Source organism: Caldimonas mangrovi (assembly GCF_023721835.1).
GTDB classification, from domain to species: domain Bacteria; phylum Pseudomonadota; class Gammaproteobacteria; order Burkholderiales; family Burkholderiaceae_C; genus Caldimonas; species Caldimonas mangrovi.
Genome location: NZ_JAMKFE010000007.1, coordinates 130,754 through 153,793, shown reverse-complemented (window position 1 = coordinate 153,793; position 23,040 = coordinate 130,754). Strand labels below are relative to the sequence as shown.

The 23,040-nt window shown below is 67.3% G+C and carries 23 protein-coding genes; 20 read left to right on the top strand and 3 right to left on the bottom strand.

Annotated elements, in window-relative coordinates:
* The first annotated feature begins 80 nt into the window (after positions 1-80).
* From pobA to M8A51_RS13500, 11 genes are all read left to right on the top strand, one after another.
* A complete protein-coding gene (pobA, locus tag M8A51_RS13550; protein WP_251779004.1) occupies positions 81-1,259 on the top strand; it encodes a 4-hydroxybenzoate 3-monooxygenase in 1,179 nt (392 codons plus the stop codon).
* A gap of 83 nt (positions 1,260-1,342) precedes the next feature.
* The gene (locus M8A51_RS13545; protein WP_251779003.1) at positions 1,343-1,771 is read left to right on the top strand and encodes a thioesterase family protein; all 429 of its coding nucleotides are present in this window, start codon (positions 1,343-1,345) and stop codon (positions 1,769-1,771) included.
* A 10-nt stretch (positions 1,772-1,781) separates the two neighbouring features.
* Complete coding sequence (locus tag M8A51_RS13540) at positions 1,782-2,000, top strand: DUF1289 domain-containing protein (protein WP_251779002.1); 219 nt, start codon at positions 1,782-1,784, stop codon at positions 1,998-2,000.
* Complete coding sequence (locus M8A51_RS13535) at positions 1,997-2,644, top strand: 2-hydroxychromene-2-carboxylate isomerase (protein ID WP_251779001.1); 648 nt, start codon at positions 1,997-1,999, stop codon at positions 2,642-2,644. The genes M8A51_RS13540 and M8A51_RS13535 overlap by 4 nt, the downstream gene beginning before the upstream one ends.
* A 71-nt stretch (positions 2,645-2,715) precedes the next feature.
* The gene (locus tag M8A51_RS13530) at positions 2,716-3,309 is read left to right on the top strand and encodes a 2OG-Fe(II) oxygenase (protein ID WP_251779000.1); all 594 of its coding nucleotides are present in this window, start codon (positions 2,716-2,718) and stop codon (positions 3,307-3,309) included.
* 347 nt (positions 3,310-3,656) lie between these two features.
* Complete coding sequence (locus tag M8A51_RS13525) at positions 3,657-5,219, top strand: glucan biosynthesis protein (RefSeq protein ID WP_407062233.1); 1,563 nt, start codon at positions 3,657-3,659, stop codon at positions 5,217-5,219.
* 44 nt (positions 5,220-5,263) lie between these two features.
* Positions 5,264-6,541 carry a cardiolipin synthase gene (gene cls / locus M8A51_RS13520; protein WP_407062232.1) on the top strand — a complete coding sequence of 426 codons (1,278 nt, stop codon included), beginning with the start codon at positions 5,264-5,266 and terminating at the stop codon, positions 6,539-6,541.
* A gap of 111 nt (positions 6,542-6,652) precedes the next feature.
* Entirely contained in the window at positions 6,653-7,375 is a 723-nt protein-coding gene (locus tag M8A51_RS13515; RefSeq protein WP_251778999.1) for a VRR-NUC domain-containing protein, read from the top strand.
* Between the two features lie 7 nt (positions 7,376-7,382).
* Positions 7,383-8,462, top strand: a complete 1,080-nt coding sequence (locus M8A51_RS13510) for a type VI immunity family protein (protein WP_251778998.1) — start codon at positions 7,383-7,385, stop codon at positions 8,460-8,462.
* A gap of 97 nt (positions 8,463-8,559) precedes the next feature.
* Positions 8,560-9,030: a hypothetical protein gene (locus M8A51_RS13505; RefSeq protein WP_251778997.1), complete on the top strand. Its 471-nt coding sequence runs from the start codon at positions 8,560-8,562 to the stop codon at positions 9,028-9,030.
* On the top strand, positions 9,008-9,514 hold the full coding sequence (locus tag M8A51_RS13500; protein ID WP_251778996.1) for a hypothetical protein: 507 nt from the start codon (positions 9,008-9,010) through the stop codon (positions 9,512-9,514). The genes M8A51_RS13505 and M8A51_RS13500 overlap by 23 nt, the downstream gene beginning before the upstream one ends.
* 229 nt (positions 9,515-9,743) lie before the next feature.
* Here M8A51_RS13500 and M8A51_RS13495 read toward each other — a convergent pair whose 3' ends face one another.
* On the bottom strand, positions 9,744-10,058 hold the full coding sequence (locus M8A51_RS13495; protein WP_251778995.1) for a 3-isopropylmalate dehydratase small subunit: 315 nt from the start codon (positions 10,056-10,058) through the stop codon (positions 9,744-9,746).
* An 81-nt stretch (positions 10,059-10,139) separates the two neighbouring features.
* A complete protein-coding gene (locus M8A51_RS13490) occupies positions 10,140-11,135 on the bottom strand; it encodes a GlxA family transcriptional regulator (RefSeq protein WP_251778994.1) in 996 nt (331 codons plus the stop codon).
* Positions 11,136-11,246: 111 nt separating this feature from the next.
* Between M8A51_RS13490 and glyA the strand changes: the two genes are divergently transcribed.
* From glyA to M8A51_RS13445, 9 genes are all read left to right on the top strand, one after another.
* On the top strand, positions 11,247-12,506 hold the full coding sequence (gene glyA / locus M8A51_RS13485; RefSeq protein ID WP_251778993.1) for a serine hydroxymethyltransferase: 1,260 nt from the start codon (positions 11,247-11,249) through the stop codon (positions 12,504-12,506).
* A gap of 6 nt (positions 12,507-12,512) precedes the next feature.
* Positions 12,513-13,892: an L-serine ammonia-lyase gene (locus tag M8A51_RS13480; RefSeq protein WP_251778992.1), complete on the top strand. Its 1,380-nt coding sequence runs from the start codon at positions 12,513-12,515 to the stop codon at positions 13,890-13,892.
* 10 nt (positions 13,893-13,902) lie between these two features.
* Positions 13,903-15,147, top strand: coding sequence for a sarcosine oxidase subunit beta family protein (locus M8A51_RS13475; RefSeq protein ID WP_251778991.1), 1,245 nt, complete (start codon positions 13,903-13,905; stop codon positions 15,145-15,147).
* 153 nt (positions 15,148-15,300) lie between these two features.
* The gene (locus M8A51_RS13470) at positions 15,301-15,609 is read left to right on the top strand and encodes a sarcosine oxidase subunit delta (protein ID WP_251778990.1); all 309 of its coding nucleotides are present in this window, start codon (positions 15,301-15,303) and stop codon (positions 15,607-15,609) included.
* Positions 15,606-18,599, top strand: a complete 2,994-nt coding sequence (locus M8A51_RS13465; protein WP_251778989.1) for a sarcosine oxidase subunit alpha family protein — start codon at positions 15,606-15,608, stop codon at positions 18,597-18,599. Before M8A51_RS13470 ends, M8A51_RS13465 begins: the two co-directional genes overlap by 4 nt.
* Positions 18,592-19,200, top strand: coding sequence for a sarcosine oxidase subunit gamma (locus M8A51_RS13460; RefSeq protein WP_251778988.1), 609 nt, complete (start codon positions 18,592-18,594; stop codon positions 19,198-19,200). Before M8A51_RS13465 ends, M8A51_RS13460 begins: the two co-directional genes overlap by 8 nt.
* Complete coding sequence (locus M8A51_RS13455; protein WP_251778987.1) at positions 19,197-19,619, top strand: dihydroneopterin aldolase; 423 nt, start codon at positions 19,197-19,199, stop codon at positions 19,617-19,619. The genes M8A51_RS13460 and M8A51_RS13455 overlap by 4 nt, the downstream gene beginning before the upstream one ends.
* Complete coding sequence (gene purU, locus M8A51_RS13450; protein ID WP_251778986.1) at positions 19,600-20,478, top strand: formyltetrahydrofolate deformylase; 879 nt, start codon at positions 19,600-19,602, stop codon at positions 20,476-20,478. Before M8A51_RS13455 ends, purU begins: the two co-directional genes overlap by 20 nt.
* Before the next feature lie 128 nt (positions 20,479-20,606).
* A complete protein-coding gene (locus M8A51_RS13445; protein ID WP_251778985.1) occupies positions 20,607-21,728 on the top strand; it encodes an ABC transporter substrate-binding protein in 1,122 nt (373 codons plus the stop codon).
* A gap of 89 nt (positions 21,729-21,817) precedes the next feature.
* Here M8A51_RS13445 and fdhA read toward each other — a convergent pair whose 3' ends face one another.
* Positions 21,818-23,023 (bottom strand): formaldehyde dehydrogenase, glutathione-independent, encoded by a 1,206-nt coding sequence (gene fdhA / locus M8A51_RS13440; RefSeq protein ID WP_251778984.1) that lies wholly within the window; start codon positions 23,021-23,023, stop codon positions 21,818-21,820.
* Positions 23,024-23,040 lie beyond the last annotated feature (17 nt).

Here is a 23,040-nt window from a genome sequence, read left to right as displayed (position 1 = left end):
AAGTGATTGTCGAATCCGTCCATTCCGCTGCAGGCGCCCGGTGCCTACGCTTGCCTGATCGGAAGACAAGGAGACAGGCGATGAGAACGCAGGTGGCGATCATCGGTTCGGGCCCGGCCGGCCTGCTGCTCGGTCAGTTGCTGCACAAGGCCGGCATCGACGCGGTGATCGTCGAGCAGCGCAGCAAGGACTACGTGCTGGCGCGCATCCGCGCCGGCATCATCGAGCAGATCTGCGTCGACCTGCTCGACGAAGCGGGTGTCGGCGAGCGCCTGCACCGGCAAGGGCTGGTGCACCACGGCATCGAGCTTTCGTTCAAGGGCGCGCGCCACCGCATCGACTTGAGCGGGCTGACCGGCGGCAAGTCGGTCACGGTGTACGGGCAAACGGAGATCACGCACGACCTGATGGACGCGCGCGCCGCGGCCGGGTTGCCCACGGTGTACGAAGCGTCCAATGTCAGCGTGCACGACTTCGACGGCATGCGCCCACGGGTGCGCTACGAGAAAGACGGCCAGTCGCACGAGATCGAATGCGACTTCATCGCCGGCTGCGACGGCTACCACGGCGTGTGCCGCGCGAGCGTGCCGGCCGACGCACTGAAGACCTACGAACGTGTCTACCCTTTCGGGTGGCTGGGCGTGCTGTCGGACACCCCGCCGGTGAGCGACGAGCTGATCTACAACAACCACGAGCGCGGCTTTGCGCTGTGCAGCATGCGCTCGCACACACGCAGCCGCTACTACGTGCAGTGTTCGCTGGACGACAAGGCCGAGGCCTGGTCGGACGATGCCTTCTGGGACGAGCTGCGCCGCCGCCTGGACCCGGTGGCCGCCGAGCGCTTGGTCACCGGCCCGTCGATCGAGAAGAGCATTGCACCGCTGCGCAGCTTTGTCGCCGAGCCGATGCGCTTCGGCCGGCTGTTCCTGGCCGGCGACGCAGCGCACATCGTGCCGCCCACCGGCGCCAAGGGCCTGAACCTGGCCGCGGCCGACGTACGCTACCTGTCGCGTGCGCTGGTGGAGTTTTATCTCGACAAGAGCGAAGCCGGCATCGACCACTATTCCGAGAAGGCGCTGCGCCGCATCTGGAAGGCCGAGCGCTTCTCGTGGGCCATGACCAGCCTGCTGCACCGCTTCCCCGAGAACGGTGAATTCGGCCGCAAGATCCAGGAAGCCGAGCTGGACTACCTGGTGCATTCGGTGGCCGCGTCCACCTCGCTGGCCGAAAACTACGTCGGGCTGCCGTTCGAGGGCTGAAAGCGCCACGGCGCAAACCCGGGTTGCCCGGGGGGGCGCCGGCCCTGTACCCTGCGGGTTGTGTGTCCACGGCGTCCCGCAGTATGAAAGACATTCCCCTCGGTGCCCGGGCCGAGCTTCACTACACCGTCACGCGCGACAAGACGGTGCCCTTCATCTACGAAGAGTTCGAGGAGTTCGGGCAGATGCCCGAGGTGTTCGCGACCGGCCTGATGGTCAGCATGCTCGAAGCCTGCTGCCAGAAGGCGATCATTCCCTTCCTCGACTGGCCCCGCGAAGGCTCGCTCGGCACGCACGTCGATTTCTCGCACCTGGCGGCCACGCCGCCCGGCCTGACCATCCACGTGCGCGCCGAAGTGATCGCGGTCGACGGCCGCAAGGTGAGCTTTCGCGCCGAGGCGCACGATGGCGTCGACAAGATCTCCGAGGGGACGCACCAGCGTGTCGTGGTCGACTACGACAAGTTCAATGCGAAGGTCGCGCAAAAGGCTGCCCGTGCCGCTGCGGCCTGAAAGCCCTGTCATGCCGTCGCCTGCCGCCTCGTCGATCCCCAGCCCCTGCATCAGCATCTGCCGCATGCACGCGGCCACCGGCTGGTGCGAAGGCTGCATGCGCACGATCGACGAGATCGCTGCCTGGTCGACGATGACCGACATCGAGAAGCGCATGGTCTGGAAGCAGCTGCCGCGCCGGCGCGACCAGTTCCTGGCCTTGCAGAATCCCGATCCTGCCACGCCATGAAACAGCTCACCTTCTACTTCGACGTCGTCTCGCCGTACTCGTTTCTCGCCTTCGAGCGGCTGCCGGTCGCACTGCAGGGCAGCTCGTATGCGGTGCGCTACCAGCCGGTGCTGTTCGCCGGGATGCTGCAGCACTATGGCCAGCTGGGCCCGGCCGAGATCGGCCCGAAGCGCGCCTGGACCTACCGCCAGGTCGCCTGGCAGGCGCACCGCCTGGGCATTGCGCTGCGCATGCCTGCCGGCCACCCGTTCAACCCGCTGGCGCTGCTGCGGCTGGCGCTGGCCTGCGCCAGCGCGGGCGAGACACCGAACCGCCACGTCTGCGAGCGACTGTTCCACCACGTGTGGAGCACCGGCGAGCCGGCCGACGACCCGCTGCGGCTGGCAGCGCTCGCCACCGAGCTGTCGCCGCAGCGCGACCCGGGCAGCGACGAGGTGAAGGGCGAGCTGCGCCGGGCCACCGAGCAGGCGGTGCAGCGGGGGGTGTTCGGCGTGCCGACGATAGAGGTCGATGGCCGGCTGTTCTGGGGACACGACGCGCTCGAGATGGTGGCCGCCTGTCTGCACGGAGATGCGTGGTTCGACGGGCCGGCGTGGGACGAAGCGGCGAGCCTGCCGGTGGGGACGGCGAGGCGCAGTCGCTAGCTGCGGTGCTTCATGTCGAGCCGGCCGTTGGCCCGGCGCTTCTGTGGCATTTCACGCGGCGGACGTCAAAGGTGGTCCGCCTGCAGCAAAGGATACGAATCATGCAAGTAGACCGCTTCGGCGCGGGCGTTCTCGCAATCTCCGGCTTCCTGTCGAAAGACGAATGCAAGCGGTTCATTTCACTGAGCGAGGAAACCGGATACGAGGAAGCCTCAGTACACACCGACGCGGGCGAACGCGTCTTTCGCGAGGCGCGCAATAACGATCGCATCATCTTCGACGACCCGTCGCTGGCACACCGCCTCTACCAGCGCGCCCTGCCGTACCTGCCGAGCGTCGTCGACGGATGGCAGCCCAGCGGATTCAATGAGCGCATGCGCTACTACCGCTACGAGCAGCAACAGCAGTTCACGTGGCATCAAGACGGGACCTATCGCCGTACTGAGCGCGAAGAGAGCTTCCTGACCTTCCTGATGTACTTGAACGAGAACTTCAAAGGCGGAGAAACCGCTTTCGGATGGGACAGCATTCGGCCGAAGCAGGGAATGGCCGTGGTGTTTCCGCACCGGCTAAGGCACATGGGCGCCGCGGTGACCGAGGGCGTCAAATACGTGCTGCGCACGGACGTGATGTACGCGCGGCCCTTGTCGCCTCGGACCGAATGAGAAGCGCATCTCGGCTGGCCGCCTGTTCTGATGGCGCCTCACGGCGCCATGGAGGTCCGGGTTGCATCGGGCGGGCATACGATCGTCGTGACGTTTTCAGCAGGTGCGGCCGCCGCCGGAGCTGCAACGAGCTGTAGCTGCACCGATACGGGGTTTCCCGAGGATGGCGGCAGTGCCGCGTGGCGCGAAGCGATGGCCGGCGGTGCAACGTTGTGTCACCAACGGGTGCGTCGGGCCAGACGCGGCCGGGGCAGGGGCGCCGCTACCATGCGGGCCACTGCCGCGTCGCAGGCGTGCATGTCTTGGCCTGCGACATCCCCTCCTTGTCTCGATCCACCTCATCCAACGTGCAACGACGACACTTCCTGTCCTGCCTCGCCGCCGTGGCTTCCGGCCACACTTTGGCCGCCGACCTCAAGCCCATCGGCAAGCCCCAGGCGTTCGACTATGCCTGGCTCAAGGGCCAGGCCCGTGCGCTGGGCGCCAGGCCCTACCAGGCCCCGCGCTCGACGCTGCCCAAGGGGCTGGACAACCTGGACTGGGACCAGTACCAGTCGATCCGCTTCCGCAAGGAGCGCGCGCTGTGGCGCGACGATGCGCTGCGCTTCCAGGCGCAGTTCTTCCACCTCGGGCTGTTCTTCAAGTCGCCGGTGCGGCTGTACGAAGTCGACGGCGGCCAGGCGCAGGAGATCGCCTACGACCCGGCGCTGTTCGACCACAGCGACAGCGGCGTGCCGGCCGGAAGCCTGCCGGCCGACCTGGGTTTCGCCGGCTTCCGGCTCAACTTCCACACCGATCTGCAGCGCGACATCGCCGCCTTTCTGGGCGCCAGTTATTTCCGTGCGGTCGGCGGTGAGTGGCAATACGGCCAGTCGGCGCGGGGGCTGGCGATCGACTCGGGCATGAACCGGCCGGAGGAGTTTCCGAACTTCGTGGCCTACTGGCTGGAGAAGCCGACGAAGCAGTCGAACACGCTGGCGGTCTACGGGCTGCTCGACTCGCCCAGCGTCGCCGGCGCCTACCGCTTCCTGATCACGCCGGGCGACACGCAGGTGATGGACATCGACGCCGCGCTGTACCCGCGCAAGAGCATCGAGCGGCTGGGCATCGCGCCATGCACCAGCATGTTCCAGTTCGGCGAGAACGACAAGCGCATGGCCAACGACTGGCGCCCCGAGATCCACGACACCGACGGCCTGCAGATGTGGACGGGCAACGGCGAGTGGATCTGGCGGCCGCTGACCAACCCGGCTCACCTGCGCTTCAACGCCTTTGCCGACAACAACCCGCGCGGCTTCGGCCTGCTGCAGCGCGACCGCGACTTCGACCACTACCAGGACGACGGCGTGTTCTACGACAAGCGCCCCTGCCTGTGGGTCGAGCCCAAGGCGGGCTGGGGGGCTGGTTCGGTGCAACTGATCGAGATACCGACCATCGACGAGACCTTCGACAACATCGTCGCGTTCTGGAACCCGGCCACCAAGCCTCAGGCAGGGCAGGAGCTGCTGTTCGGCTACCGCCTGCACTGGGGCGCGCACCCGCCGGCGCGCCCGCCGCTGGCCGAGTGTGTCGCCACCCGCACCGGCATCGGCGGCATCGTCGGCCAGCCGCGCAAGTACTTCTCGTGGCGTTTCGCGGTCGACTTCGCCGGCGGCGACTTCTCGCTGATCGGCAAGGACGCCAAGGTCGAACCGGTGATCTGGGCCTCGCGCGGCAAGGTCGAGATCACCTCGGCGCGGCCCTTGCATTCGGTCAACGGCTGGCGCGCCATGTTCGACCTGCGGCCCATCGACGACAGCACCCAGCCGATCGACCTGCGCCTGTACCTGCAGTGCGACGGTCAGCCGCTGACCGAGACCTGGCTCTACCAGTGGAACCCACCGCCGCCGGCCGAGCGCAAGTTCGCCTGAGCGCCGCCGGGCGCTCGCGGTGACGTGGCACGAGGAGCCTGACGGTGTGGGAGTACGTGTTCTGGGGGGCCGGCGCTGCAGCCGTGACGACGCTGGTGGCGGTGGTCATCTTCGCCAACATCACGCCGGGCGAAAAAACCATCGAGCACCGCATCGAGCGGCTGTACGGCGCTGACTCGCCCGACTTTCGCCGCGTGCTCTCCGTGCTGCTGGGGCCGGACCTGACGGAAGGCAACCACGTGCGCCTGCTGCGCAACGGCGACGAGATCTTCCCGGCCATGCTGGAGGCGATCCGCTCGGCGCGGCAGTCGATCTGCTTCGAGACCTTCATCTACTGGTCGGGGGAGATCGGCCGCGAATTCGCGCAGGCCTTGTCGGAGCGTGCCCGCGCCGGCGTGCCGGTGCAGGTGCTGCTCGACTGGCTGGGGAGCCAGCGTATCGACAAGGACGTGCTGTCGCGCATGCGCGACGCGGGCGTGCAGGTCGAGCTGTACCACCGGCCGCGCCTGATGCAGCTGCGCCGCTTCAACAATCGTACGCACCGCAAGCTGCTCGTCGTCGACGGCCGCATCGGCTTTACCGGCGGGGTCGGCGTCGCCGACCACTGGCGCGGCCATGCGCAGGACGAGGCGCACTGGCGTGATTCGCACTTCCGCGCCGAGGGGCCGGTGGTGGCGCAGTTCCAGGCGGTGTTCCTGGACAACTGGATCAAGGCCACCGGTACGGTGCTGCACGGCGAGCGCTACTTCCCGCCGCTGTCGGCTGCTGGCCCCTTGCCCGCGCAGATGTTCAGCAGTTCGCCCAGCGGCGGCAGCGCCAGCATGCACCTGATGTACCTGCTCGCCATCGTGGCGGCCAGCCGCAGCATCCAATTGCAGAGCGCGTACTTCGTGCCTGACCGGCTGGCCGTGCAGGCGCTGATCGATGCGGCGCGCCGCGGGGTGGCCGTGCAGGTGCTCGTGCCTGGCCGCCGCACCGATGCAGAGGTCGTGCGGCGCGCCTCGCGCGCGCTGTGGGGCCGCCTGCTGGCGGCTGGCATCGAGATCGCGGAATACCAACCGACCATGTTCCACTGCAAGGTGCTGGTGGTCGACGAGCTGCTTGTCTCGGTCGGCTCCACCAACTTCGACAATCGCTCGTTCCGGCTCAACGACGAAGCCAACCTCAATGTCATCGATGCCGGTTTCGCCCGGGAGATGGTCGAGACGTTCCGTCAGGACTGGCAGCGGGCGCGGCCGGTGACGCTGCACGCCTGGAAACATCGTCCGCTGTGGCAGCGTCTGCCGGAGCGGGCGGCGGCACTGCTGCGCCAGCAGCTGTGAGGCGGTTCCCGCGCCCGGCGCGAAGCCGCCGCGAATGATCTGGCTCAAGGTGCGGCCGCGGGGCCGCGCCTACAGTGAGTGTCAGCCGGACGCCAAGCAGGAACGTGTGCCATGTTCAACCACCTCCTCGTGCACGTCGCGGGCGACGACCTCTCGCCTCGCGCGATGAGAACCAGTGTCGAGCTGGCGCACGTCTTGCCTTCTGCCCTATCCCTCCCGGAAGAGCACGAAGACGTTGTTGCTGTCCTTCGGCGTCCAATCGAACGTCCTGGTTTCGCCGTCCTGAGACAGCACCACCTTGAAGGCCTGGCCCGCATCCGGGCGCTCGATGCTTCCTTGCAGCATCGCAGTCCGTACAAGCCGGAGATCAACTACGACATGACCAAGAATCCGCCCGAGCCCATCATGGACAGCACCATCGAGACCAAGGGGCATGACTGGTTGCCCGGATGGCTCAGGAAGTGGTGGCCCGAAGACCCGGAGCATCCGCCGTTCGAGCCGGGCAGGGGTATGGTGAAGAGGCCCGATGTCATCATCGTCAAAGACCCGACGAAGCCGCCCACGCAGGACAACATCAAGAAGGTCGTTGAAATCAAGTTTCCGCCTGACAAGGTCAGCGAAGAACAGAAGGACGCCTACGAGGTGATTGCAGGCGATGCTGAGGTTGTGACCATGACGCCAGACAAGTGCGACTGCGACAAGATGGAGCCGGACAAGCCGAAGATTCCCGTTGATGTGGAGGACATAGGAACGATCGGCACCCTTCTCGGGCTACTGTCGATGCTCCTTGGTGGCAAAGGCCCACGACGCCCGATGCCTGCACCAGCCTATTGAGAACGAGATGACCGAAGAGTTCGATTACGAGAAGTTCCTGCTGGAGAACTTGGACAAGGTACAGATCCCAGGCGGGCTGCTGACCAGGAAGGGCCGTCAGGACTACATAGGCGCAGTGCCGGCCTTCACGGGGACGTTGTACTTCGTGGATGCTCACACGGATGCGGTACGCAACGCCATTTGCCAGTGCTTTGAGGAGTACGAAGCACTGGCGAAAGAGCACCTGACGTGGTTGTGGCGCGAAGACCCGCCGGAAGGGCCGGACAACGTCGCGTACCCGAAGGCAAAGCCGATGCGCGACATGATGCAGGGCCTCGGCGAGAACGACCTCGTGAGCTTCTATTACGAGAGCGGGGCGCAGCCTCACGAAGCCGGCTCTTGGGAGTTCCAGGTGGTAGGCCGCAGAGGCTGGCAAGCCAGGATGAAAGGACTCGGCTACTCGTCATTGCGTTTCAGCATGTCGATCCTTCACGTTCACCAGCATCCAACGGCGTTCCAGCAGATGTTCGTGAACTTCGCAAGCCGGTTGAAGGCGGTGCACGGGTACGGTGGCATTGGGCTGGTGCGGTCGGTGGTGCGCGACGACGACAACGAACCCGTGGAGGCGTACATGTCCGAACACATGTATGGACTGGACATTGGATCTGCATTCGGCCTGTCGCGCTCCGTGGTGGCGGGCATCAAGACGGTTTCCTGGCTGACCGCGATCAACAAGGAGATGATCGAGAAGATCGGAGGCCAGTTCAGGATCCAGTCGGAACTCCCTGGGACGTGGTTCGCCCTCTACCCCTACAGCAATGGGTTGGTGATCCAGGCAGGGCCGAAGGCGCTAGGGGCGTTTGTCAATGAAGACCCGAAGCCGGCAACCTACGTGCTGCCCAACATGCTGCTGAAGGAGGTTCGCACGCCCAAGATCGGGCACATCCACGGCGGCTCGGCCGACGGCAAGCCTCGCATTCGAGGAAAGGCAGCGGAGGATTGGTTGCAGCGCTTCGACGTACCGGAGGACGAGCTGCTGGCCTACAAGGCGAAGCTGCTCAACGAGCCGAAGCTGAGCAAGGAAACGATGTTGCCGGACCGGCTGTAGCCGTGGAGGTGAACTCGTCAACCGGTTTGGCGGGACGGACCAGGCGGGCACATACGCGCAAACTCGTGCTCGTACCGAGGTAAGGGAGAGGGGCGGCGTGGAACAGTTGCGGTTGGCACGTTGGAAGGGCATCCTCGCCTCAGCCCTCTTCCTGTTGATCGCAGGCGGCTCGGCGTGGTGGTTTGTCGCCGGTGCGACCGATCTGCACGCCGCCTTGACGTCGCTGCCGCCGACCATCGTGTACAGCAACGGCTTCGGCTACACCGCCGGAGCCTTCGTCGCCTTCACGCCCTTGCTGCTCAGCGCTGTCTACACCACCGTCACCACCAGGATCACTCCGGCGCGGTACCAAAAGCGCGGTTTTCTCTGCGTCGTTGTGGGGCTGGTCATCATGTTGGTGGCCACGCCCCTGAGCAGCTTGTGGGTGCATGGCCGCCTGCAAGAAGCAGGCTACAAGATATGCGCCCCGGCTTCGAGCCGGTGGCTCAACTACCGGCAAGCCGTCTATGTGAGGGGTTCATCGGATGAATGCGAGGGATCCGCGGATGAAAACCGGGCTCGCCGTTGAAGAGAAGCCTCACGAGGCCACCGTTTCCATGACTTGGGGGCAAGTGCTCGGCGCCTTTCTGTTGGCCTTGCTGCCGATCGCTGCCTTGTGGTGGTTCGTGTCTTCAGTCTCCACCCTCGGCCACGCGATGCGCGAGCTGCCCCCTGTGGTCGAGTGCAGCAACGGCTTCGGCTACACCCTCGGGGCAGTGGTCGCCCTGGGTCCGTTATCGGTCGTGTCGATGTACGGGACGCTGGCGCCGCGCATGGCGCCGGCGCGCTATCAGCGCTTCGCGTTTCAATGCCTGATCGCCGGCTTGGTGCTGATGCTGGTGGGCAACCCGCTCGCTACGTTTCTGCTGGACCACTACTTCCTTACGGCGGGCTATCAAGTGTGCGAGCCGCTTTCCAGCCGGTGGATGAACCACCGCAGCGTCGTCTATACCTTGCCGGGCTCGGGTGAATGCGAAAGGCTCGCCGTGCGGACCCAAGCGCCGCGGAAGTAGGGGTTGCGGCCCGCAGCCAAGGTGAAGCACGTAGCAGATCAAGGGATCGCACTCGCTGAACTCGCCGCCCACGTGCTTGTCGATGTCGAGCCCTCGCAGTTGTTCGGTCGACGCGTAGACACCACCGCTCTCCGAATTGCACAGCAATTGCCCCGGGTGCATCGGTCCTTCAGGAGTTGTCGAGGGGTCAGGTGCGTCATCTCGACTCCCCGCCATCAAAGGATGCAGCTCAGCGCGTGCTTGTGACAGGGTCCGTCGTCAAACGCTGCATGGTCCGCGCGGCGACGTTGTGCAGCCAAGGTCGTTGTGCCCAATGCGCGCGGCCGAATTCCTCGATCTTGTCGCGCATTTGAAGCGTGGCTCCGATGACATCCAGACCGTCCAAGAACATGCGACGATGGCGTTCAGAGAGAGCGAAGGGCACCTCGAGGTTGCCGCTGCGAACCATGCGCGCTTCAACGTCGATGACAACCTCCCGTGTCTCCGGATGCGTCGCGGCATTCGCTCGCATGGGACTTTGTGCAGCGCGCGTCCGCGACAGCATCTGCGCTCCTCGCCTTGCTGCTTCTGATCGACTGCCTGGCGCCACGATGGGGCCGTGAGGTGGCACCCTGGGACCGGCGAGCTACCTGTCGGCGCGTGCCGCCTGCCGCACCTCCCGGGGGCTGAGCCCCAGCGCCTTGCGCACGACACGGGCGAAACTCGCGCTGTCCTGGAAGCCGCACTCCAGCGACACCTCGGTCACGTCGAGATCGGTGTTCTGCAGCAGCCAGCGCGCACGCTCCAGCCGCAACTGCTGCCGGTACTCTGCAGGGCTGAGGCCGACGTCTTGCCGGAAGCGCCGTTCCAGCTGGCGGCGACCGATGCCCAGCGGCTCGCACAGTGCCTCGATCGTCGCCGAAGCGTGCAGCTGCTGCTCCAGCAGCAGCATCGCCTTGTGCACCACCGTGTCGGTGGAGCGCACTGACAGCACCTGCTCCGGTTGCAACGTCCGCGAGGGCAGCGGCTGCTCCTCGATCATGATGCGCAACGCCTTCACCGCGCTGGTGCGACCGAGGGTCCGCTCGATGATGTGAGCGGCGAGGTGCACCACGCTGGTTCCACCGGCGCAGGTGAGCCGGTCCCGGTCGACGACGAACATCTGGTTCGACACGATCCGGCATTCAGGAAACTCCGTGGCGAATTCCTCGTGGTGGAACCAGCTGACGCAGGCGACGTGGCCGTCCAGCAGCCCGGCGCGCGCCAGCACGAAGGAGCCGGTACAAAGCCCGACGAGCTTGACGCCCGCCGCTGCCGCCTCGCGCAGAAAGGCGGTGAGGCGGGCGGGAACCCGCTGCCCGCCGTGCAACAGGCCGCCGACCACGACGACATAGTCGTAGTCCCGAGCTGAACCCAGCGGCGCATTGGGCGCGACGGCCGCTCCGCAACTCGAGGCGACGGGCCCGTCGATGGCGTCCAGGACGGCCCACCGGGCGAGCGACTGACGGCTTCGGTCGCCCTCGTCGGCGGCCAGCCGCAACGCATCCACGAAGCCGGCAAAAGCCGTGAGCGTGAACCGTGGCGTCAGAAGGAAGGCGACACGCAGCTTCGGCTCGGCGTTCTCTCTGGCGGCCCGTTTCATGCGCGGATTCTATGTCGCAAACCGCATGTTCTGCGTCGCAATCAGGTATGCGTCGGCGGTGTTGCCGTCCGAAGATGAGCCGACTTCGCCATCCACTTCGGGAGCTCATCCATGTTCAGCTACAGCAAGCAGTCGCTCAAGGCCGTCGACCCGGATCTGTGGGCGGTGGTGCAACAGGAGCACCAGCGCCAGGAACAGCATATCGAGCTCATTGCCAGTGAGAACTACACGTCGCCGGCAGTGATGGCGGCGCAGGGCAGCCAGCTCACCAACAAGTACGCCGAGGGCTACCCGGGTCGCCGCTACTACGGCGGCTGCGAATACGTGGACCTCGCCGAGCAGCTGGCGCTCGACCGCGTGAAGCAGCTGTTCGGCGCCGACAGGCACGGCTGGGCCGCCAATGTGCAACCGCACTCCGGCGCGCAGGCGAACGAGGCGGTGTTCATGGCGCTCATGAAGCCGGGCGACACCTTCATGGGGATGAACCTCGCCGAGGGCGGGCACCTGAGCCACGGCATGGCGCTGAACATGAGCGGCAAGTGGTTCAACGTGGTGAGCTACGGCCTGAACGAGAAGGAGGAGATCGACTACGACGCGATGGAACGCAAGGCCCACGAGAGCCGGCCGAAGATCATCATCGCCGGCGCGTCGGCCTATGCGCTGCGCATCGACTTCGAGCGTTTCGCGAAGGTCGCGAAGGACGTGGGGGCCCTGTTGATGGTGGACATGGCGCACTACGCGGGCCTGATCGCGGCCGGCGAGTACCCGAACCCCATACCGCACGCCGACATCGTGACGAGCACCACGCACAAAAGCCTGCGGGGCCCGCGCGGCGGCATCATCCTGATGAAGCCCGAGCACGAGAAGGCGATCAACAGCGCCGTGTTCCCGGGCCTGCAAGGCGGCCCGCTGATGCACGTGATCGCCGCCAAGGCGGTCGCGTTCAAGGAGGCTCTGGCGCCGGAATTCAAGCAGTACCAGCAGCAGGTCGTGAAGAACGCGGCCGCGCTGGCCGAAACGCTGGTCGAGCGCGGGCTGCGCATCGTCAGCGGCCGCACCGAAAGCCACGTGATGCTGGTCGACCTGCGGGCCAAGGGCCTCACCGGCAAGGCGGCCGAGGCGCTGCTGGGCGAGGCGCACATCACGGTCAACAAGAACGCCATCCCCAACGACCCTGAAAAGCCGATGGTCACCAGCGGCGTGCGCCTGGGTTCGCCCGCGATGACAACCCGCGGCTTCAAGGAGGACGAAGCGCGCCAGGTGGGCCACCTGATCGCCGACTTGCTGGACCGCCCGAACGACGCCGCCGCGCAGGCAGAAGTGCGGGCCCGGGTGGGCGTGTTGACCCGCGACTTTCCGGTGTACGGCTGAGCTGCCATGGCCATCAGCACCTTCGACCTGTTCAAGATCGGCATCGGGCCGAGCAGTTCGCACACGGTCGGCCCGATGCGCGCGGCCCACCTGTTTGTCGCGGCGCTGCGCGAGGGCGGGCTGCTCGCATCGGCGCGGCGTGTGTGCTGCGCGCTCTACGGCTCGCTGGGCGCCACCGGCAAGGGCCATGGCAGCGACAAGGCGGTGATGCTGGGCCTGGAAGGCGAGGAACCCGACCGCATCGACCCGGACTGCATCGCCGGCCGCCTGCAGCAGATCCGCGAGCAGCGCACGCTGCAGCTCGGCGGCAACCACGCCGTCGCGTTCGACGAGCGCGAGGATCTGCTGTTCCTGCGCCGCGAAACGCTGCCTTTCCACCCCAACGGCATGCGGCTCACGGCGCTGGATGCAACCGGGCAGCCGCTGCTCGAGCGCATCTACTACTCGGTCGGTGGCGGTTTTGTCGTTCGGCACGACGAGGCGGGCCAGCCGCAACTGGGGCCAGACACGCGCGAGCTGCCTTACCCGTTCCGATCCGGCGAAGAGTTGCTGCAGCGTTGCCAGGCAAGCGGCCTCGGCATCGCGCAGCTGATGTGGCACAACGAGCTGGCCTGGCGCAGCGCGGACGAGCTGCGCAACGGCCTGCGCCGCATCTGGGAGGCCATGCAGTCGTGCGTGAAGCGCGGCATGGCCACCGAGGGCACGCTGCCCGGCGGCTTCAAGGTGCGCCGCCGCGCGGCCGACCTGCACCGTGGGCTCACCGCGCACCCCGAGGCGGCGCTGAAGGACCCGTTGCAGGTGATGGACTGGGTGAACCTCTACGCGCTCGCCGTGAACGAGGAGAACGCCGCGGGTGGGCGCGTGGTCACGGCGCCCACCAACGGTGCCGCCGGCATCGTGCCCGCGGTGCTGCACTACTACCACCGTTTCGTACCCGGTGCGAGCGAGCAGGGCGTGTTCGACTTCCTGCTCACGGCGGCGGCCATCGCCATTCTCTACAAGGAAAACGCCTCCATCTCCGGCGCCGAAGTCGGCTGCCAGGGCGAGGTGGGCGTGGCCTGCTCGATGGCGGCCGGCGCGCTGTGCGCCGTGATGGGAGGCACACCCGAGCAGGTGGAGAACGCCGCCGAGATCGGCATGGAGCATCACCTCGGCCTCACCTGCGATCCGGTGGGCGGGTTGGTGCAAATCCCTTGCATCGAGCGCAACGCCATCGCCTCGGTGAAGGCGATCAATGCCGCGCGCATGGCGCTGCGCGGCGACGGCACCCACCACGTGAGTCTCGACAAGGTCATCAAGACCATGCGCGAGACCGGTGCGGACATGAAGACCAAATACAAGGAAACGTCACGCGGCGGTCTCGCCGTGAACGTTGTCGAATGTTGAAGGAATGGTGATGCAGAAGTTCTCGATCTGGTCGCTGCTGCGCAACTCGGTCTCGTACCACGAAGGCTGGCAGAAGCAATGGCGCTCGCCCGAGCCCAAGCGTGAATACGACGTCGTGGTGGTGGGCGCCGGCGGCCACGGACTGGCCACCGCGTACTACCTCGCCAAAGAGCATGGCCTGCGCAATGTGGCGGTGGTCGAACGCGGCTGGCTGGGTGGCGGCAACACCGCGCGCAACACCACCATCGTGCGTTCCAACTACTTGTGGGACGAGGCCACGCAGCTGTACGAGAAATCGATGAAGCTGTGGGAAGGCCTGTCGCAGGACATCAACTACAACGTGATGTTCAGCCAGCGCGGCGTGATGAACCTCGGCCACTCGCTGCAGGACATGCGCGACATCCAGCGACGCGTGAATGCCAACCGCCTGAACGGTGTCGATGCCGAGGTGCTGAGCCCGCAGCAGATCCAGGAGATGCTGCCCTTCATCAATCTCGGCTCGCGCTACCCGGTGCTCGGCGCTTCGTTCCAGCGGCGTGCGGGCGTGGCACGGCACGACGCGGTGGCCTGGGGCTTCGCCCGCGCGGCCGACGCGCACGGTGTGGACATTCTGCAGAACTGCGAGGTCAAGGGCATCCGCCGCGAGGGCGGGGCTGTGGTGGGTCTGGACACGGCGCGCGGTTTCATCAGGGCCAGGAAGGTGGCCATCGTGGCGGCCGGGCATTCGAGCGTGCTGGCCGAGATGGCGGGCTTCCGGCTGCCGCTGGAAAGCCACCCGCTGCAAGCGCTGGTGTCGGAGCCGCTGAAGCCCATCTTCCCGACGGTGGTGATGAGCAACGCGATCCACGCCTACATCAGCCAGTCCGACAAGGGCGACCTCGTGATCGGCGCCGGCATCGACCAGTACGCGGGCTACGGCCAGCGCGGCAGCTACCACGTGATCGAAGGCACCCTGCAGGCCATCGTGGAGCTGTTCCCGCTGTTCTCGCGCGTGCGCATGAACCGGCAGTGGGGCGGCATCGTCGACGTCTCGCCCGATGCCTGCCCGATCATCGGCCTGACGCCGGTGAAGGGGCTGTACATCAACTGCGGCTGGGGCACCGGCGGCTTCAAGGCCACGCCCGGCTCGGGCTGGGCGATGGCCTACACCGTGGCGCAGGACCGCCCGCACCCGCTGAACGAGGCCTTCTCGCTCGACCGCTTCTACAACGGCCACCTGATCGACGAGCACGGCGCGGCCGCCGTCGCGCACTGATGACCCACCCCCGTAGCGCCTTCGGTGCGCCCCCTCAGGGTGGCGCCGCCGGCCGACCGGCAAAGCCGGATCCGCGGCGGCCGCTTGAAGCGGCTGGTTCGCGCGCCGGGTAGCCGTGGACCACTGATCGCCAACACCATCGAAAGACACACCATGCTGCAAATCCATTGCCCCTGGTGCGGCCCGCGGGCCGAATCCGAGTTCAACTGCGGCGGCGAAGGCGGCATCGTCCGCCCGCTGAAGACCGAAGCGCTGACCGACGCCGAATGGGGCGACTACGTCTTCATGCGCAAGAACCCCAAGGGCGTGCATCACGAGCAGTGGCGCCACTCGAGCGGCTGCGGCCGGTGGTTCAACGCATTGCGCGACACGGTGAGCTACCGCATTCACGCCACCTGGCGCATCGGCGAACCCATGCCGGACGTCGAAGGCCACACCGAAGCATCGAGGAGCCGTGCATGAAAGCCCGCTTGCCATCGGGAGGACGCGTCGACCGCAGCCGCGTTCTTCGTTTCACATTCAACGGCCGTTCGTATCAAGGCCATGCCGGCGACACGCTCGCCTCGGCGCTGCTCGCCAACGGCGTGTCGCTCGTGGCGCGCAGCTGGAAGTACCACCGCCCACGCGGCATCCTGAGTGCCGGCGTCGAGGAGCCCAATGCACTGGTGCAGCTTTTCGACGGCGCACGCACCGTGCCCAATGCCCGCATGACGGAGGTGAGCCTCGTCGAGGGACTGAGCGCCGCGTCCATCCATGCCAGCCCCAGCGTGGAGTTCGACGTGAAAGCGGTGAACGGCTGGTTCTCGCGTCTCATTCCGGCCGGCTTCTACTACAAGACCTTCATGGCCTCGCAGGCGGCGTGGCACTTCTTCGAGAAACACATCCGCGCTTCCAGCGGGCTGGGCGCCTCTCCCACCGTCAAGGACCCGGACCGCTACGAGAAGCGCTATGCGCATTGCGACGTGCTGGTGGTGGGCGGCGGCATCGCGGGCCTCGCCGCAGCGTTGGCGGCCGGGCGCAGCGGCGCCCGGGTGGTGCTGTGCGACGAACAGGCCGAGCTTGGCGGCTGGCTGTTGTCCAGCGACGAGAAGGTCGACGGTGTGCCTGCCGTTCAGTGGGTGGAGCAGGCGCGCAAGGAACTGGCTGCGATGCCCGAAGTGCGGGTGCTGCCGCGAACCACGGCTTTCGGCTACCACGACCACAACCTCGTCACGCTGATCGAACGCCGTGGCGATCACTTGCCCGTGGCCGATGCGCCGGCCTTCCGCGAGCGGCTGTGGAAGGTGCGCGCGAAGCAGGTGGTGCTGGCCACCGGTGCGCACGAGCGGCCGCTGGTGTTCGGCAACAACGACCTGCCGGGCATCATGCTGGCCTCGGCAGTGTCCACCTATGTGCGACGCTACGCCGTGCTGCCGGGGCGGCGGGCGGTGATCTTCACCAACAACGACGCGGGCTACGACGCCGCGCTGGCGCTGCATGGCGCGGGCGCTTCGGTGACGGTGGTCGATGCGCGCCGGGAGCCCGACGGCGGCCTCTCGCAGCGCGTGCGGGCCAAGGGCATCGACATCCTCGCGGGCCACGTGATCACTGAAGCGCGAGGCGGCAGGCGCGTGAGCCGGGTGGTGGTGCAAGCGCTGGACGGGAGCGACCGCCTGAGCGGCTCGCCGCGCACGCTGGCTTGCGACCTGGTGGCCCTGTCGGGCGGCTTCAGCCCGGTGATCCACCTGCACTGCCAGGCCGGCAGCAGGCCCGTGTGGGACGACGAGCGCGCGGCTTTTCTGCCGGGCCAGCCGGCGCAGGGCGAGATGTCGGCCGGTGGGTGCTGCGGCGTGCAAAGCCTCTTCCTGTGCGCTCACAACGGCTGGACCACGGGTGCGGCGGCTGCGCGGGCCGCGGGCTTTACCGCGCCGGCCACCGAGCCTCCGCGCGTGGCCGAGATCCAGACCGGCTCGCTGCGCCCGCTGTGGCTGGTGCCGCACGCCCGGCCCGTGAGCCGTGCACCCAAACAGTTCGTCGACCTGCAGAACGACGTGGCCGCTTCCGACATCCACCTCGCGGTACGCGAAGGCTTCGAGTCGATCGAGCACGTGAAGCGCTACACCGCCATGGGCTTCGGCACCGACCAGGGCAAGACCGGCAACATCAACGGCATGGGCATCGCGGCCCAGGTGCTGGGCAAGTCGATTCCGCAAGTGGGCACCACGACCTTCCGCCCCAACTACACGCCCGTCACCTTCGGCGCGGTGGCCGGGCTGGAACTGGGCGATGCCTTCGAGCCGGTGCGCACCACCGCCCTCCATGCATGGCACGTGCGGCAAGGCGCACTGTTCGAGGACGTGGGCCAGTGGAAGCGCCCGTGGTACTACCCGAAGCCGGGGGAGGACCTGCACGCCGCGGTGAAGCGAGAAGTTCTCGCGGTGCGGCATGGCGTCGGCACACTCGACGCATCGACCCTGGGCAAGATCGACATCCAGGGGCCGGATGCCGCCACGCTGCTGAACTGGGTGTACTGCAATGCCTGGTCCAAGCTCGAGGTGGGCAAGTGCCGCTACGGCCTGATGCTCGACGAGAACGGCATGGTGTTCGACGACGGCGTCACCGTGCGGCTGGGCGAGAACCACTTCCTGATGCACACCACCACGGGCGGTGCGGCGCGCGTGCTGGCCTGGCTGGAGCGCTGGCTGCAGACCGAATGGCCGCACCTGAAGGTGTATCTCACCACCGTGACGGACCATTGGGCCACGACTGCGCTGGCCGGGCCGAAGAGCCGCGAGGTGCTGCAGAAGATCTGCCCGGACGTGGACTTCGACGATGCCGCATTCCCGTTCATGTCGTACCGCGAAGGCACGGTGGCGGGCGTGAAGGCCCGCATCATGCGCATCAGCTTCTCCGGCGAGCGCAGCTACGAGGTCAACGTGCCTGCCGCCGAAGGGCTGCGCGTGTGGGAGGCCATCCACGCGGCCGGGGCGCCATGCGGCATCACGCCCTACGGCACCGAGACCATGCACGTGCTGCGCGCCGAGAAAGGCTACATCATCGTCGGGCAGGACACCGACGGTTCCGTCACGCCGGTGGACCTGGGCATGGGCGCAATGGTCGCCAAGACCAAGGACTGCCTGGGCAAGCGTTCGCTGACGCGCAGCGATACCGCTCGAGCCGACCGCAAGCAGTTCGTCGGCTTGCTCACCGACGATCCTCAGATCGTGCTGGAGGAGGGCGCGGCCATCGTCGACGGTCCGACGCCCCGCATTCCCGCGCGCGGACAGGGCCATGTGACCTCGAGCTACGACAGCCCCACGCTGGGCCGCTCCATCGCCCTGGCGATGGTCAAGGGCGGGGCTCAGCGCATGGGCGAACGCGTGCACGTTTCCATGCAGGGCGGCCGCGTGGTCACCGCCACCATCGCCAACCCCGTGTTCTTCGACCCGAAATCGGAGCGTCAAAATGCTTGAGGTTCTCCACCGCACGGCCGAACCGGGTGTGCGCCCGCTCTCGGCGTCCGCCGCCCCCGCCCCCAGCGCCCTCATCGCCGGCTGGCGCGAAGGACTGGCCATCGTCAACCTGCGCGGCGACGCCGAGGACGCGGCGTTCCGCCGGGCGGCAGCCGAGGCCCTCGGCGTGGCCTTGCCCACGCAGGCCGGTGCCACCAGCGAGGGCAGCACCGCCCGCGTGGTGTGGGCCGGGCCCGACGACTGGTTCGTCATCGGCCCGAAGGGGCATGCCGAGGGGTTGGCCACCCGGCTGCGTGAGGCTTTGGCCGGCCAGCACCACGCGGTGACCGACGTCAGCAGCGGCTACACGGTGCTGCACCTGAGCGGCACGCCCACACGCGAGGTGCTCGCGCAGGGCTGCCCGCTGGATCTGCACCCGCGCGCCTTCAAGCGAGGTGCCTGTGCAGGTTCGCATTTCTTCAAGGCCTCGGTGTGGCTGTGGCAGACCGACGAGGCGCCCGAGTACGAGCTGCTGGTGCGTCGCAGCTTCATGGGCTATGTGTGGCTGATGCTCGAGCGCACTGCCGCCGAGTGCGGGCTGGTGACGAGACGGTTCGCGTGAACGCCACCTGGACGGTCCGGATCGAGCGCCTGCAGACGCGGCTGCGCGTGGGCGTCGACGCCGATGAGGGGTTGCCGCAGCCGGTGACGGTCACGCTGCGCCTGCGCGGCGTCGCGGCGGCATGCCCCGCAAGCCTGGGCGAGTGCATCGACTATGCCCCGCTGTGCCGGTGGATCGCCGAAGAGTGGCCCTGCACGCCGCATGTCGCGCTGTTGGAAACGCGAGTCAACGAGCTGCTGGCGTTCGCCTTCGATCTCGATGTGCGGGTGCAGGAAGTGCATGCGGGCCTGGCCAAGCAGCGCATGAGCGACCAGGCGGTATCGGTCGGCATCGAGCGTTGCGTTTCTCGCCACGAGTTCGAGGCGCAGCGGCGGCATCTGGCAACCAGAAGGACATGCGATGAGCGCCTGCCTGCCTGAAGACGGGCGCTACTGCCTGACCCTCGCCTGCCGCAGCGCCCGCGGCCAGGTGGCGGCGGTGACCGCCCTGCTGGAGCAGCACGGCGCCTACATCGAGGAGTTCGCCGTTTTCGACGACGTGCTGAGCGAGCGCTTCTACGTGCGCACGGTCTTTCGCATTCGCGGCGCGACCGACGAGGACCTCGAAACGCTGCGCGCACGCTATGCCGGGGTGCTGGCGCGTTTTGCCGATGCGCACGGCTCGATCCACGACACGCGGCGCCCGGCGCGCGTGCTGATCATGGTCTCGAAAGCAGACCACTGCCTGCACGATCTGCTGGCGCAGCGCCGGCGCGGCGAGCTCCACATGGACGTGGTCGCGGTGGTGTCCAACCACGCCGACCTGGCGCCCATCGCGCAGGCCGAGGGCCTGCCGTACCACCATTTTCCGATCACCCCCGAGACGAAGGCGCAGCAGGAAGCACAGGTGCTGCAATGCATCCGCGGCTACGGCGCCGAGCTGGTGGTGCTGGCGCGCTACATGCAGGTGCTGTCCGACGACCTGTGCCGCGAGCTGGCCGGTCAGGTCGTCAACATCCACCATTCCTTCCTGCCCGGCTTCAAGGGGGCGAGGCCGTACGAGCAGGCCCATGCCCGCGGCGTGAAGCTGATCGGCGCCACGGCGCACTTCGCGACGCCCGACCTCGACGAGGGGCCGATCATCGAGCAGGCGCTGGAGCGCGTCGACCATGCGTACAGCCCCGAACAGCTGCTGAGCACCGGGCGTCACGTCGAGTGCCTGGTGCTCGGGCGTGCCATCCGCTACGTGCTCGAGCACCGGGTCTTCATCAACGGACTGCGCACCGTCGTCCTGCGCTGAAGCCATGTCGCGGATCGGCCAGGCGCCGTCGCAATCGGCATACCGGCCTCGGCCACGCCTTCGTATCGTCGAGGGTGTGGATGCCGTCGCATGCGAATCGACATTCATGAGATCACAGGAGTTGAATCATGAATGCTGCGGGTTCCCGTTTCAGGTTCTCGACCTACACCATCACGGGGCAGGGACTGGGCGGCTTCGCCGTCCGCGCCGCATGCCTGCTGTCGGCGGCGTGCTCGGCATCGGGCGTGCAGGCCGGCGAACTGACCTTCACCTCCTGGGGCGGCAGCTACGCCAAGGCCCAGCTCGACACGGCGGTCACGCCCTTCAGCCGTAGCACAGGCGTGAAGGTCAGGATGGAGGAGTATGCCGGCGGCATCGACGAACTGCGCGGCCAGGTGAGCACCGGCCAGGTCGTGTGGGACGTCGTGGACCTGAGCCTGGCGGACGCGCTGCGCGCCTGCGACGAGGGTCTCCTCGAAGAAATCGATCCTGATGACCTGGATCGAGGCGTGAAGGGCGAGCCCGCGCGTAGCGACTTCGTGCCGGGGGCGCTCACACGGTGCTACGTGGCGACCAACGTCTGGTCCACGGTTTTTGCCTACAACCGCAAGGCATTCGTGGACAAGGCGCCGCAGACGATCGCGGACGTGTTCGATACGGCCAGGTTCCCGGGAAAGCGGGGGCTGCGGCGCACCGCGCAGGGCAACCTCGAATTCGCGCTGATGGCCGACGGTGTGGCGGTGGATCAGGTCTACAAGGTGCTGTCGACGCCCGCAGGCGTCGAGCGCGCATTCCGCAAACTCGATGCGCTCAAGCCGCATATCGTGTGGTGGACCGCCGGCGCGGAGCCGGTCGAGATGCTGGATACCGGCAAGGCGCAGATCGCCAGCTCCTACAACGGCCGCATCTACACGGCGACCCTGCGTGGCAACAAGCCCCTGCGCTACGTGTGGGACGGGCAACTGCTCAGCCTCGAGGGCCTGGGCATCGTGAAGGGAACGCGCAACCGCAAAGATGCGATGGCCTTCGTCAGGTACGCCTCCAGCCCTGTCGCGATGGCCGCCCTGGCGCCCGTGACCGCCTATGGCCCCACGCGCGTCTCGGCCGCGGGCCTGCTCGACACGGTCATGATGCACGTCCTGCCGACAGCGCACTGGTACGCCAAGCGGTCCCTCACCGTCGACGCGCGATGGTGGTCGGTACACGGCGAAGCACTGGAGCAGCGGTTCGCGGCCTGGACCGACAAGTGATGCCGTCACGCGGGGCGGCCGTTCCGGCCGGGGAAGAGGCGCCCTGCCGGGCTTCATCCGGCAGGGCACCCGGCAGGAGCCGGTGACGCTCAGGCCGCCTGCGCCACCAGCCCGTGTGGGTCGATGACGAATTTCTTGGGCGCCCCTGCATCGAACTCCGAGTAGCCCCGAGGCGCCTCGTTCAGCGTGATGACCTCCACGCCCACCGTCTCGGCGATCTTGATGCGATCCCACAGGATGGCCTGCATCAGCGCACGGTTGTACTTCATCACCGGGGTCTGGCCGGTGAAGAAGCTGTGCGACTTGGCCCAGCCCAGGCCGAGGCGGATGCTCAGCGAGCCGGTCCGGGCGGCCTTGTCGGCGGCGCCCGGATCCTCGGTGACGTAAAGCCCCGGGATGCCGATACGGCCGGCCGCGCGTGTCACCTCCATCAACGAGTTCAGCACGGTGGCCGGCGCCTCGTGGCGCGCGCCTTCATGGCCGTGCCCACGCGCCTCGAAGCCCACCGCATCGACGGCGCAATCGACTTCCGGCACGCCGAGGATCTGCGCTACCTGTTCGGCCAGCGTCGCGTCCTGCGACAGGTCGACCACCTCGTAGCCCAGCTTGCGGGGGTGCTGAAGACGGGCGGGGTTGACATCGCCGACGATCACGCAGGCCGCGCCCAGCAGACGCGCCGATGCCGCCGCGGCCAGGCCCACCGGCCCGGCGCCCGCAACGTACACCGTGCTGCCCGGCCCCACGCCTGCCGTCACGGCCCCGTGGTAGCCGGTGGGCAGGATGTCCGACAGGCAGGTCAGGTCGCGGATCTTCTCCATCGCGTGCGCTTTGTCAGGGAACTTCAGCAGGTTGAAGTCGGCATACGGCACCATCACGTACTCGGCCTGCCCGCCCACCCAGCCGCCCATGTCGACATAACCGTAGGCGCCGCCAGCGCGCGCCGGGTTGACGGTGAGGCACACGCCCGTGTGTTGCTCCTTGCAGGTGCGACAGCGCCCGCAGGCGACGTTGAAAGGGACCGACACCAGGTCGCCCTTTTCGAGCGTTTCGACGTCGCGCCCGAGCTCGATGACCTCGCCGGTGATCTCGTGGCCGAGGATCAGCCCCTCCGGCGCCGTGGTGCGGCCGCGCACCATGTGCTGGTCCGAGCCGCAGATGTTGGTCGACACGACGCGCAGGATCACGCCGTGATCGATGCGCCTGCCGCGCGGGTCTTCCAGCTTGGGAAAGGGAATGGACCGCACTTCGACAGTGCCTGCCCGCACATACGCCACGCCACGATTGGTTGATGACATGCAATCTCCTCGAGTTG